The sequence below is a fragment of the Prevotella sp. AM42-24 genome, assembly GCF_003461825.1.
Lineage (GTDB): Bacteria > Bacteroidota > Bacteroidia > Bacteroidales > Bacteroidaceae > Prevotella > Prevotella hominis.
In genome coordinates, this window is record NZ_QTXV01000076.1 from 1 (window position 1) to 12449 (window position 12449).

At 43.0% G+C, this 12449-nt stretch carries 18 protein-coding genes; 13 read left to right on the forward strand and 5 right to left on the reverse strand.

The features are described from left to right. Positions 1 to 187: 187 nt before the first annotated feature. The 4 genes from DW917_RS14695 to DW917_RS14710 all read right to left on the reverse strand — a co-directional run bounded on the left by DW917_RS14695 (position 188) and on the right by DW917_RS14710 (position 1943). Entirely contained in the window at positions 188 to 847 is a 660-nt protein-coding gene (locus DW917_RS14695; RefSeq protein ID WP_118119897.1) for a hypothetical protein, read from the reverse strand. A gap of 14 nt (positions 848 to 861) precedes the next feature. Then, positions 862 to 1158 (reverse strand): hypothetical protein, encoded by a 297-nt coding sequence (locus tag DW917_RS14700; protein WP_118119899.1) that lies wholly within the window; start codon positions 1156 to 1158, stop codon positions 862 to 864. Positions 1159 to 1328: 170 nt separating this feature from the next. After that, positions 1329 to 1457 (reverse strand): hypothetical protein, encoded by a 129-nt coding sequence (locus DW917_RS18105; protein WP_255415340.1) that lies wholly within the window; start codon positions 1455 to 1457, stop codon positions 1329 to 1331. Between the two features lie 153 nt (positions 1458 to 1610). After that, positions 1611 to 1943, reverse strand: coding sequence for a hypothetical protein (locus DW917_RS14710; RefSeq protein ID WP_118119903.1), 333 nt, complete (start codon positions 1941 to 1943; stop codon positions 1611 to 1613). Positions 1944 to 2508: 565 nt separating this feature from the next. On the opposite strand from DW917_RS14710, the gene DW917_RS14715 reads away from it, so the two are divergent. The 13 genes from DW917_RS14715 to DW917_RS17320 all read left to right on the forward strand — a co-directional run bounded on the left by DW917_RS14715 (position 2509) and on the right by DW917_RS17320 (position 11986). Then, entirely contained in the window at positions 2509 to 2952 is a 444-nt protein-coding gene (locus tag DW917_RS14715) for a hypothetical protein (RefSeq protein ID WP_118119905.1), read from the forward strand. Positions 2953 to 2963: 11 nt separating this feature from the next. Continuing rightward, positions 2964 to 3314 carry a DUF4134 family protein gene (locus DW917_RS14720; protein WP_118119917.1) on the forward strand — a complete coding sequence of 117 codons (351 nt, stop codon included), beginning with the start codon at positions 2964 to 2966 and terminating at the stop codon, positions 3312 to 3314. Between the two features lie 30 nt (positions 3315 to 3344). Continuing rightward, positions 3345 to 3734 carry a DUF4134 domain-containing protein gene (locus tag DW917_RS14725; protein ID WP_370453540.1) on the forward strand — a complete coding sequence of 130 codons (390 nt, stop codon included), beginning with the start codon at positions 3345 to 3347 and terminating at the stop codon, positions 3732 to 3734. A 9-nt stretch (positions 3735 to 3743) separates the two neighbouring features. Then, the gene (locus DW917_RS14730) at positions 3744 to 4040 is read left to right on the forward strand and encodes a DUF4133 domain-containing protein (RefSeq protein WP_118119907.1); all 297 of its coding nucleotides are present in this window, start codon (positions 3744 to 3746) and stop codon (positions 4038 to 4040) included. A gap of 25 nt (positions 4041 to 4065) precedes the next feature. Then, positions 4066 to 5514 (forward strand): ATPase, encoded by a 1449-nt coding sequence (locus tag DW917_RS14735; RefSeq protein WP_370453541.1) that lies wholly within the window; start codon positions 4066 to 4068, stop codon positions 5512 to 5514. Positions 5515 to 5735: 221 nt separating this feature from the next. After that, positions 5736 to 6461, forward strand: coding sequence for a helix-turn-helix domain-containing protein (locus tag DW917_RS14740; protein ID WP_048317560.1), 726 nt, complete (start codon positions 5736 to 5738; stop codon positions 6459 to 6461). Positions 6462 to 6800: 339 nt separating this feature from the next. Next, positions 6801 to 7940 carry a site-specific integrase gene (locus tag DW917_RS14745; protein ID WP_048317558.1) on the forward strand — a complete coding sequence of 380 codons (1140 nt, stop codon included), beginning with the start codon at positions 6801 to 6803 and terminating at the stop codon, positions 7938 to 7940. Between the two features lie 25 nt (positions 7941 to 7965). Next, entirely contained in the window at positions 7966 to 8415 is a 450-nt protein-coding gene (locus tag DW917_RS14750) for a helix-turn-helix domain-containing protein (protein WP_048317556.1), read from the forward strand. Positions 8416 to 8512: 97 nt separating this feature from the next. After that, the gene (locus tag DW917_RS14755) at positions 8513 to 9355 is read left to right on the forward strand and encodes a hypothetical protein (protein WP_118119909.1); all 843 of its coding nucleotides are present in this window, start codon (positions 8513 to 8515) and stop codon (positions 9353 to 9355) included. 230 nt (positions 9356 to 9585) lie between these two features. After that, a complete protein-coding gene (locus DW917_RS14760) occupies positions 9586 to 9981 on the forward strand; it encodes a hypothetical protein (RefSeq protein WP_118119911.1) in 396 nt (131 codons plus the stop codon). Then, complete coding sequence (locus DW917_RS14765) at positions 9978 to 11243, forward strand: relaxase/mobilization nuclease domain-containing protein (RefSeq protein WP_118119913.1); 1266 nt, start codon at positions 9978 to 9980, stop codon at positions 11241 to 11243. The genes DW917_RS14760 and DW917_RS14765 overlap by 4 nt, the downstream gene beginning before the upstream one ends. A 17-nt stretch (positions 11244 to 11260) precedes the next feature. After that, entirely contained in the window at positions 11261 to 11809 is a 549-nt protein-coding gene (locus DW917_RS14770; RefSeq protein WP_118119915.1) for a hypothetical protein, read from the forward strand. A 21-nt stretch (positions 11810 to 11830) separates the two neighbouring features. Further along, complete coding sequence (locus DW917_RS17320; RefSeq protein WP_158570194.1) at positions 11831 to 11986, forward strand: hypothetical protein; 156 nt, start codon at positions 11831 to 11833, stop codon at positions 11984 to 11986. Positions 11987 to 12066: 80 nt separating this feature from the next. On the opposite strand, the gene DW917_RS14775 is transcribed toward DW917_RS17320, so the two are convergent. Beyond that, positions 12067 to 12429, reverse strand: coding sequence for a hypothetical protein (locus tag DW917_RS14775; RefSeq protein WP_053078087.1), 363 nt, complete (start codon positions 12427 to 12429; stop codon positions 12067 to 12069). Between the last annotated feature and the right edge of the window lie 20 nt (positions 12430 to 12449).

The following is a 12449-nucleotide window of genomic DNA, read 5'->3' on the forward strand; positions in this document are numbered from 1 at the left end:
CATTATAGTCATAAATTAATACTTGAATATAAAAATACCATCGGAGATACCTCTTTGCAGGTGAAGCTGAATGGTTCGCTTGATGGCTGCGACCGATGAGGGAGCAGCCTGGAAATATAAAGAGAGAAGCATTAGACAATACTTCTCTCTTTATATTATTGGTATTTTTACCAAAAAGATTACATTATTATTTATGTTTTGCCCTCTTGAATTTCACATATTCGGGAGCCAAGACCTTAATATCATAACTATCAGAATTATCATATTTGTTCCGGCAATAAGAAAGTATTCTCTTCAATTCCTCGTGGCATTCTTCACGCTGCAAGGCTGAATAATTAGAGCAATACTTGGAATCCTTATCTGCATATTTTACAAACATTCCTGCACTATCATTGCAACCGAAACAAGTTATATTATAGATAGGCTCTGTTGTTCTCATAAAAACCATATCACCAATTATAAGATATTTACCTGCTTTTTTCTTTATCTTGGCTTTAGAAGTAGCATCACCTATATCACCCGACCAACGGCAATCATTGTAATAATCATACCCCCATATTGCATGTTGCCAATCCATTGTGTTTACAGTTTCGTTTTGTTCCAAAGGGTAATCAGTTCTTTTTATGTCACGCCATTGAGCATTGCGATATAGTTTACCTTTAAACACTCTTATCTCACATTCCTCACAGTCATAACTTTTGACCACCATCACAACAGGTGCATCTTCCTTGCTGCATTCCCTGATGTTTACAGATGTAGAACTTTTAACCTCACGTACTCTTAACTTCTTACAACGAGGAGTAGGCAAATACTCCTCGTTGTAGCTAAAACTGATATACTGTTTCATATCGTCAGTATTATTTAATCCTCTATTTTTAATATTACATCCATATCATTCTCGAAGAAGATTTGTGTTTGGTATGTCTTACCAAACACACGTTCCAATATCTCCTTGAACTCTTCGGCTTCATTTTCATTAGGTGAAAACCACAAGTACATTCCTTTTGGAACGTGCTTTTTACAATCATAGCCATGACGAAATACATTTATTGTATTATTGTCAGCATCGTCATATTTAACTTCTACAAACGAATAATAGTCTGTGAGTGCATGAATATCACATTCATATATAATTTTTGATAAATCTGTTGCTTTCATATCTTTTATAATTTAATTATTGTATATTCCTTGATAACACTTGCCAGGGCATCTGCCGATTCGGCAAGTATAGTAATCATAATCTTGTGATAATGGAGAGTAGTGATAAACATTATGTTTGCAACCTCTACATATCTTATCTTGTAAATCCGTAATCATTGCTCTTCATCTTAACGTAGCTGGTTTACTCTGCAAGGCTCAATAACCCATTCATAAGACAAACCGCTGCACTGGCTTTGATTCATTCTTCGCAAATCATCCGCTTGTTCTTCTGTGATAGGCTCGCTCTTCAACTTCATTAGTTTTTTGATACTAACCTCTTTGTTTGTCCCGATGTATACCAAATCCTTGCTATCATGTGAGTTCCAATTATCTGTACGATAAAAGAGAAATACTTTCATACTTCAAAATTTAAAAGATTCAACCCAATTAAATAATATAGTTGTTCAAGACTATTTTTTTGCCCATTGTTCAAAATCTTTAGCATACTTCTCATTAATCAAGAGAACATCTCCTCCATAAAAAGTCGGAGCATAGCTAATAATATTTGTGGCTCTTATTTTATTCATTTTGTCCCATATTGCTTGTAGCATTTTCAAGTTTTCACTTGTTGGAACATAACCAAAAAAGAACCCATTGCCGAGCTTGCCATCAGGATTACGTACTACTCTGCCAAAGCAACCGCACTCTTCCCCATTCTTGACGGTGTCTTTCAAAAACTCTTTTTCAGTCTCTGAAAGCTCTGTAAGACAGGTACTAATATTGAAATCATTTATTTTTGCCATACTTCAATAATTTTAAATGGTTCAACATAAAATTTATTCTGGATTTCCTGATTCATCTGCCTTTTAAGGACTTTCCGTTTCGTTCAATCCGAGATTTTTTTTAGAATCATTCCGGCATAACCGTCATCACCTAAGCCTTTTTACGTGCTTTATAAGATGGCAGCCCAATAAGGCAGTAAGCCAAACAATCGGTAGAGAATTTTTGTAGAATACCCAATCTCTGATTGCGGAAGTCTGCTGCAAAAAATCTTCGCCGATAGGGAGAGCATCGACTGGTGTTTAGTGTCTGCCTGGGCTGCCATACCTTTGCACTTAAAAAGCTGGCGGTGATGGTTAACGGCACAACCTATGCTAAAAAAATTGAGGTTGAACACAAGAAACGGAAACATAGTTATAGATATAAAAAAAATAAACTGCCGTTTTTTAACATTTTAAGCAATAAATAAGCCTTTTATTAATTTATTAATGTTAATATAAGAGAAACATTAATTTTTTGCTTATTTTTAGAAAAAAAAGCATTTACTTTGCAGCCAATTTCATATTAGTAACGAAAAAATAGATATTTATGAGTGCATTCGGAATTTTTGCAGCGATACTGACATTTGTATATGTCATCTATTATGCAGTAATGATAAGCATGGATTTGTTTGGCAACAAGAGCCAACAAAAAGATAATGTAGAAGTCATTGCTTCGCTTGACAACAAGCATAATGAGGAAGCAGTTGACGAGACTCCTACATTTGTTGACGAAGAAGGTGTCACAGATCCAATAAAAGCACCTGCTGAAAACGCCGATACTACAGTCTCGGAGGATGTAAAGCAGGAAGTGTCTGAGGAAGACATTGCTTCTGCCGACAACAATATTCTTTACCAAGAAGCAAAGGCTGCAAAAGACAAAGCAGCAGAATTACAAATTCATTCTGATGCGGACTTAAATGTAGATCAATTTGATGATTGGTTCAGAAATAGTTTGATTGAAAAGGAATCTGCAACTGAAAGCTTCTCTTAATATATATGGCTATGAAGGGAAAGAAATACATATTTCTATTATTGGCTTTGTTACTCTTTACCCAAGAGACATTTGCCGTTTGTGGCTCTACCGATTATAGCGGTAGCAGTGGAAGACTATATAATATGGTTGTATATGTACTGGCAATGTGTTCCTATGTAATGCAGCTCATGTATGCCATCGCCACCTTGTTTTCACTCTATAGTGCAACAAGCATTTATATCAAAATGCAAGCTGGAGAAGAAGGCTTTACAAAAAGCATCATTATGCTTGTAGGTTCAATTCTGTTTCTGTTGAGTGCGACAATTGTGATGCCAGCTTTCTTCGGTTTCAACTATGGTGTAACAGATAGATTATTTTAATTTTTAATTTACATATATTTTAAACAAAAAATGAATCAAACAATTGTAAAGTTCACGGCTTGCGCTCTGGGAGCGGCAGCCGTAGCCTTCAAGAAGGCAAAGTCTTTGGTAAAGAACCCTCGTGTGGCAATGGTTGCAGCATTCTTGCTCGTATTCACCGTTTCTACATTTGCTCAGGACATCGATTCTGGTGTTAAGGCAATTAATTCTTCAACCGAATCTTTGAAGAAGTATGTGCCTGTCGTTACTAATCTTTGCTATGCCTTGGCTGGTATCGTTGCCATCATCGGTGCAATTTCTGTTTACATCAAGATGAACAATGAGGAGCAGGATGTCAAGAAGAGTATCATGATGATCGTTGGTGCTTGTATCTTCCTCATCGCCGCTGCACAGAGTTTGCCATTGTTCTTCGGTTTGTAATCGTCGAGTATGGCAGAAGAAAGGGGCGATTACCCAGACTACCCAGTATTCAAGGGGCTTCAAAAGCCCCTTGAATTTCTGGGTCTTCGAGGTAGATACATTTATTGGGCAGCAGCCACGGTTGGTGGAGGTCTTCTTTCATTTCTGATAGGCTACATCGTCTTTGGCTTCTTGGTTGGTCTGGTTTTGATAACATCAATTTTGGGATTCGGTGGTGCTATGATATTCATTAAGCAGCACAAGGGGCTTCATTCAAAGAAGTCACCTACAGGCATTTTCATTTTTGCCCATTCTTCCCGATATTGATGTTTTTTATGTAAAGTTAATATATATGGTTGTTATTATTGTTATACTCGTATTCGTTTCCATCCTTTCAGGAATGGCTCTTTCCATTTGGGCATTTGGCACTGGTAGCAAAAGAGCCAAGATATTCGAGGATATCTATTTCAGCGTCGAGGATGTAGAGAACAAAGGAATCATCTACACCAAGAAAGGAGATTATTCGGCTGTATTGGAAATGGAGAATCCGATAAAGAAATATTCAGCCGACACAGATAGCTATTATGATTTTACAACTCTCATGGCATCAGTCATACAGGTGCTTGGAGAGGGCTATGCCCTGCACAAGCAGGACGTTTTTGTCAGAAAAAACTTTGACATGAGCAGAGTTGCAGCCAAAAAGAAGAAAGGTAGTAAGAAAGCCTTTCTTTCTGAGGCGTACTTCCGTTTCTTCAACGGACGTGAGTACACAGAGGCAACAACTTATCTTATTATTACACAAAAAGGAAAGAAAGGAGGCATCCACACCTACGATAACTCCAAGTGGAGAGATTTCCTTGTGAAAATACAAAAAGTATCTGACCGATTGAAGAGCGGTGAGATAACTTGCCGTTTCTTATCGGCTGCGGAATGCAAAGAATATGCAGACCGATTCTTTGCTTTTGACTTTAAGAATAAGAATATATCCATGACCGACTTCAAGGTTGACAGTGAGAAGATAGGCATGGGAAATAAACAAATAAAGGTATATAGCCTGTTGGACGTTGACAATATTGGATTGCCTGGCAATATACGTCCTTATACAGATGTGTCTGTCAACAATGCTGTAATATCACAAGACTTGTTGGCAGACATCGATCATGTGCCTGGCGTGGATTCTATAGTTTATAATCAAGTTATCTTCCTTCCTAATCAGAAGAGGGAAATGATGAAACTTGATAAAAAGAAGAACCGTCATGCCTCTATACCGAACCCGAACAATCAGATTGCCGTTGAGGACATCAATGCTGTACAGAATGAGCTTGCACGAAACGGAAAAATCCTCGTATATGCCCATTATAATCTAATCGTACAGACAAGTTCCGATTATGATTTTCAGAAGGTAACCAACAGCTTGGAGAATATCTTTGCAAGATACAACATACATATATCCAAACGAGCTTACAATCAGTTGGAGTTATTTGTGGCAAGTTTCCCCGGTAATTGTTTCCGTTTAAATCAAGACTACGACCAGTTCCTTACATTATCAGAAGCAGCCTTGTGTCTTATGTACAAGGAACGTCAAGCCGTTGGTGACGATTCTGCTTTGAAATGTTACTATACCGACCGTCAAGGTTTGCCGTTGGCTGTTGACACATCGGGAAAAGAGGGAAAGAAGAGATATACCAATAACTCAAATTTCTTTGTTTTGGGTCCGTCTGGTTCCGGCAAATCATTATCATATGGACTAAAACGCATCGAAAAGAACTCCAAACAAAACTTAGAGAAACGTCATAAATAGCTCATTTTCAATACATATTCATTAACATAACGCTCCAACCGCCTATTGCGAGTTTCATCCGTTTATAGTAATTTTGTACCACGGTTGTACCATGGGCAGAGGGACACACGGTTCTTAATGAGGGTTCTTATTTCCTCTTATTTCCCCTTGTTTCCTCTTAAAAGTTTCCGTCAAGGACCATCCCCCATGAGTCACTGCAAAATTCAAAAATAACGGTAAAAATGAATACTACAACTCGCATTCCAATCGTGCTGATGTCCGTAGAGGAAACAGCGCAGGCAGTAAGCATCAGCGTCAAGACAGTACGCAGTCTTATTCGTCAAGGCAGGCTAAGAGCCGTAAATTTCGGTACACGCATGACCAGGATCTATTTGCAAGACCTTCTTGAAATAGCCAAGGGACAAGGTTATCAGGTGGTTCTCCCTTCTTCCCTATCGTTAGAAGGAGCAACGTCCAAGAAAGCACAGAGGCTAAAAGATGCCGAGACTGGCTCAGTCAACAAGTTGGCAAAGTGTCGCAAGACTCCCAGGGCTGGTGAAAGAGCACCTGATGGAGTAACCCACGACACCCATTACACAATGGCAGAGGTGTTGAGCACCTTTAATATCAAGTATGGAAGATTCTATGAAGTCCGCAATCGTTACCAACTCCAGTCAGTTCACGCATGGGGAACGACCTGCTTCAAGAAAGAAGACGTGGAAAGGGTTATCGGGCTTTATAATGAAGAACAGGGTAAGAACATTTCCGATGACTGGTACACCTGCTTCGACATCATGAAACTCTACGGATTAGGCAAGACACAGGTACGCAGATTTGCGGAGACCCATGGAGTGAGAATCCGAAAGTTCAAAGGCGGAAGAGCCAACTACTATCTGAAAGCAGACTGGGAGGCTGCACGCAAGAAGGCAGAGAAAAGCAGTACTACGACCAAGGCAAAACGGAAGTGAGACACAAGTCAAGAGATGGTTCAAACAAACTCATATACGACCCATGCCGTTGCAATTGCTATGCAGCACCCATCCATGTCGGTCGAAACAAACCCACAACGCAGAGTAACGGATATAAGACAAAAAACGCATCCAATACCTGCTTTTAGTCTGATTTTGAGCGTAAAATCATACTCAAAAGCAAATTCAGGTTAAATTCTGGCTGTATTTGAAGCCATCTTTGCTTTTCTCTTTTCACGGCAATCTAACTTTGCATCGGATTTGAGAGTTAAAGCGTTGCGACCATGGCTATTCGCATCCACAGATACACATCGGTAAGAATAATAAAAGAATAACAATATGACGAACATTTGTACAAAGGTCACCGTGCGGAAACGACCTATCAAGAACGGACAGACTTCCCTCTATCTGGATTTCTATCCTCCAATCCGCAACCCGAAGACAGGCAAGCTCTCACGCAGGGAGTACCTTGGTCTTTACATCTACACCAACCCTGTTGAACGCTTTCAGCAGGAGTACAACAAAAGTATGATTCAGAAAGCGGAAATCATCAAGTGCCGCAGGACTGAGTCCATCATCAATGAGGAGTATGGCTTCCTCGACCGCAACAAGGGCAAGGAGAGCTTCTTGGAATATTTCAAGAACCTCATGATTGAGCGTGGCAGCAGCCAGAACTGGGCAACCGCCTACATGCACTTCCACAATTACACGCATGGCGAGTGCCGCTTCTGCGACCTTACCGTTCCGTACTGCCAGGGATTCCTCGACTACCTGTTGTCGGATGCCTGTATGCACAACGGCAAGCGCATGATGGGAACAACAGCCAACAACAACCTTACCAAGTTGAAGTGCATCCTTGCCATCGCATACGAGGACGGACTGCTCAAAGAGAATATCGCCAAGAAACTTGTGCGTGCCAAGGCTCATGGCAACAAGCGGCAGTTCCTCACCAAGGAAGAGTTGTTGCAGTTGTCTCAGACTCCTTGCAAGAGTGATGTCCTTCGCCGTGCAGGTCTCTTCTCCTGCCTTACAGGTCTTCGCCTTTCTGACTGCATCAGACTCCAGTGGGAGAATATCGTCAAGTTGGCTGATGGCGGCTGGGGAATGGACATTATCACAAAGAAGACTTCCACCGCTGCAATCCTGCCTATCAGCGAAGAGGCTTTGCAGCTCTGTGGCGAGCGAAGCACTGGACAGGTGTTCAAGAATCTCACGAACAGTACAGTGGCATTGTATCTCAAACCGTGGATAAAGGCTTCCGGCATCGAGAAACACATCACCTTCCACTGCTTCCGTCATACCTTTGCCACCTTGCAGTTGGCAGAGGGAACGGACATCTACACCGTGAGCAAGCTGCTTACCCATAGCAATCTTGCCACTACTCAGGTGTATGCCGATGTGGTGGACGAACTCAAACGTGATGCGGCAGAACGTATCTCGCTCAAAATACCAACAAAGGAAGAGAGTGACCAGACATAAGTGAAAAACATAATCAGGATAACAAATGGAAGAAAACAAATCATTATCGTTCGACCAACTGCCCAGTGCAGTTGGCGAACTTCTGACAAAGGTCAATACGATGATGACTCGTCTTGATGACATTGGTCAGAGAATAGGCAATGCTCCGAGCGAGAATGACCATGTTCTTATGGACATCAGAGAGGCAAGTGCCTTCGTCCGAAAGAAAGTCTCATCGCTTTATGCTTACACATCTGAAAGGCGCATTCCTTTCTACAAGAGAGGGAACACGCTCTACTTCTTCAAAGACCAGCTGATAAAATGGATTGAGGCAGGTGGCTCATGGGACAAGCCTTACGAATCGACCCAGGAGGAACAGGCAGACTTCGAGGCTCATCTGGCAATGTTGCAGAAAAGCAAGAAGAACAAGCCTGCCTCCATGAAGAGGGTCAAGGGCGAGAAAAATCCTGATGGGGAAGAATGGCATGACGGATAAGAGAATCATGTAATCTACTTTTTACGAAAGGGGAAAGAGAAACTATTCATTCTTTCTTTGCTGAGTAATCCGTTTCACTAATAATCAGTTTTTCAAGATGAGTAACCAAAGCATAAAATACGGAATCCTGCTGACCAAGGAACAGCTCGATTTCTTGAAGGATGACAGGCAGGGCTTCCACCGCATGACCGCCTTCGGCACTTTTGTATCAATGGCATCCACCAAGCCAAGTGTTTATCTGAAGACAGGCTTCTCCGCTTCTCTCTCCATCGGGCAGTTTGCCATCTCTACCGTTGAGCTGTCTGCCCTTTGGAAGTGTGACCGCAAGACAGCGGCAAAGGTGGTGGAACTGTTCAATCAGGTGGGCATCCTCTCAACCGAGAGGAACAACCGCACCTCCATACATACGATACTATGCATCGCCTTCTGGTACGTTGACGGCATCAAGGAAGCCATCAAGAACCCCTTCTACAACCGTCAATCCGTGACTTCCGCCACCCAAGAGAAACTGGTGTCCGATGTCCCATCCGAAACCGTTTACTCTTCGGGAGGCAATCTCTCCAATGGCACAGGGCAGCAGAAAGACAACAGTGTCATTCCTGCCACTGCCGACATTCAGCAGCCCCATGTTCCTGCCTCTTATAATACCTCTTCCCCTTTCGTTAATTCTCATGTTATCGGGGATGGACTTTCAGATCCTTCTCCGATACCACAAGACTTCAAACAAAGGGAAAAGGAAGGTGATGACCATTTTGAGTATGAGGTTGGACAGCCGTCAGAAGATGACTGCAATCAAGGAGAAGGGGCATCACCCATTGAGTTGCTGCCGTCTCCTGTCTATGATGACGAGGGCAACCTCTTGCAGCCACCGCCCCATGAAGGACGATGCGAGGATCACACGGAGAGACATGGCGCGCATATCACCCCAAGTCACTCATGATGTCATCTCTACTTTTCCCTTATTTCGACTATTGACGTTCCCGACAGGCAAGCTATCCAGAAGCCGCTACCTCTATTAGCCGTAGTTTTTTTTCGGAGGTCTAAACAAGAAGTACCAGTGTCAGACGGTTTCGCTTCGCCCACCGCTTCCTACTGGCATTCTTGAATGTTCGCAGGCTCACATTGGCTGTCCTGTTATATCAAGTATAAACTTTATAAACCCCATCTACAATGACAAAAGACAAGAATAACAACACGGAGAAAACCTCAAGGAAGAGACCTCCGAAGACCAGACACATTGACGTTCGTTTCACAGAAGAACACTACGACTTGGTAGTACATAATGCCCGACTGTCAGGCAGGAGCAAGAGCACATATCTTCATGACTTAGGCATCGGACACAAACCTTCCCTACCCATGACCGAAGGACAGGAGGAAGCCTTGAAGGGCTTAATCGGGGCAAGGTCTGAACTGGTTTATGTGCGCAATGCGCTTCATGCCCTGCCACAGACTGAGAGGCTGAAACTCTTCAAGAGAGCCGACTTCATGGAGCGTTGGCTTCAAGGTATCAACACCCTGATAGAGGAATTGAGCCGCATTAGGGACAAATTCTTAGATATGTTATGATAGCAAAAGCATCAGCGATTCAGCATGGGCAGGCAATGACCAATTACGCAACCAAGAACAACCGTGCGGACATCGTCAAGACTAATCATCTTAGCGAGGAGTTGCCACCTATGGGCATGTGGGACGAAATGGTGCTGCATCAGTCCATGTTCAAGCAGAGGTATGCCAAGAAGCCCATCGAACTGACGTCCATCCGCTTTGAGCTTTCACCATCTGAGGAAGAGGCACGGAACTGGACGATGGAAGACTGGAGGAGATTCCTTGACGAGTTCATCCATGAGATGGATGGCATCTCCAAGGTGAACCACATCGGGAAGAAGAAGGGTAAGGCTGCAACTTCGGTCAAGCCGACCAACATAGCCAACTCGCAGTATTTTGCCGCCCTACATCGTGACTCAAAGAGTGGCATTCCCCACCTGCATCTGGTGGTGAACCGCATCGACATGGATGGTAATCTCAATGATGTGAAGTTTATCGGTGAGCGTGCCGTGATGGCTGCGAAAGCTGTCAATCAGAGTCATGGCTGGAAGGATGCCATGGATATTCGTCAGGAGCGTATTGCAGAGGTGACCAAAGCATGTATGGATGTGCTGCGGTCAATGCCGTTCTTTGACTGGGATGAATATGCCGACCGATTGAAGGCAAAGGGATATGACATCGAACTTATCCGTGGCAAGACTGGTCAAGGCAGGGTGCATGGCTATCGCTTCAAGTTCGGAAGAACAACCATCAAGGCATCAGAACTGGGTGTAGGCAGAAATCTCACCGCATCGAAAATCGGTAATACCTTCCGTAAGCTGCACCCACAGCCAACACCTGTTGCAGTTGCTCAAAGACCTTCACCAACTGTACCAAACGCTACCACGGTGGACAGCAGAAGCACAGCAATGCCAAGTGGTCAGTCTCGCACAAGCAATGATGGCAAGCCTGTCCTTTCTGCCAGATTGAGGAAGATTATTGAAGTCGATGGCGAGCGTTTCAACATAGTTATGCCGAGAACTGCATACGACACGATGAACAGTTGTATCGAAGTCCCTGAGAATGGATCTGCAAGCCACAACGACATTCTGAATGTGGCTATGCTGCTCTTCATGGACTACCTCGATGCTGCCACATCAATGTCTGAGTCATGTGGTGGCGGTGGCAGTACTGGCAGTGGTTGGGGACGTGACAAGGATGATGATGACCGTGACTGGGCAAGACGCTGCGCAAGGCAGGCAAACAGCCTCTGCAAGCCGATAAAGAGAGGCATGAAACGATAACTTTCAGTAAAAACAGTATGGGAAAAAACAGGAAAGATGCCACACAGGATGTGCTTAACCTGTACAATCAGATGCAGGAGGACGAGAACATAGAGAGTGGCAAAGACGAAATCAAGGTGACTCTGGAAGAGATAGAATCAGTCAAGAAAGTTCTCAATGACGCAAAGGAGGAACTTGGCAACGCCTATCGGGGATTGGAATCAGCGAAAGTGGCACTTATGGCTGCCCACAGAAGCACAGACAACATCGTTGACGGAATATGCCATGCCATAGTCAAGGCTGAGCAAAGCGACCTCAAAGTAGGTATCAACGATGAAGGAGTTGCCCAGTTGGATAAGCGGAACAACACCGCCATTTCTGCTTTCAAGCAAGCCCTTGACGAGCATGAGAAGCGGATAAACGACCTGTTCACTCACCAGCAGAAAGAGCTTAAACGAATCCGCAATATCGAGGAGGGTGCATACTTCAACGGTAGCACCTATGCCTGGATGTTCGGCTTGGCTTTCCTAAGTTGGTCTATCATCTTTGTTGAAATCACCATTTGGATATGCATCACACTTTTTTAGAAAACTCAAAACATCAGAATCATGACAGACAACGAATACAGCAAGGCAAGAAAAACAGCTGCCGATGCCCTTATCTACTGGGCAAAGACAGGTATGAGACAGTTCACCATGCGTGACGCAGTAAACAACTATCTGGAGGCATGCGGTGCAAACCGCCCCTCCATCGGTGGCGAATAGACCATCCTTGCACACAGAAAAAATGCAGCCAACCGACTGGCGATTGACTGCATATACAATTCATTTTGCAATAAGATTACTTACTTTCCCTCTTTTCCATCGGTTTTATTAGATGAGTTTGTTTTTGTAGTTGCTGTTTTTGATGAGGTTGCTCGTGGAAGAAGAGTTGGATTAGAGCCTATTGACCAACGATTATTCTTCGGTTGCGACGGAGGAACATTTGTGTTTGTGCGACTGGTTTCTTTTCGCTTTTGTTCCGCTTTTCTTTTTTCCTCTGCTCTTCTCCTCGCATTTTCCCGTTCTAAAGCAATGCGATTACGTTCATTAATCTCATGAAGACGTTGATTGTTTATCCTTTGTTGCTCTTGTTGGAATCGTCTCTCATTTTCTTTTCTAATTTGTTCATTACGTTCTTCTTCAAGATATCCTAAATTCCGCAGCATTTTAGTTTAACTTATTTTAT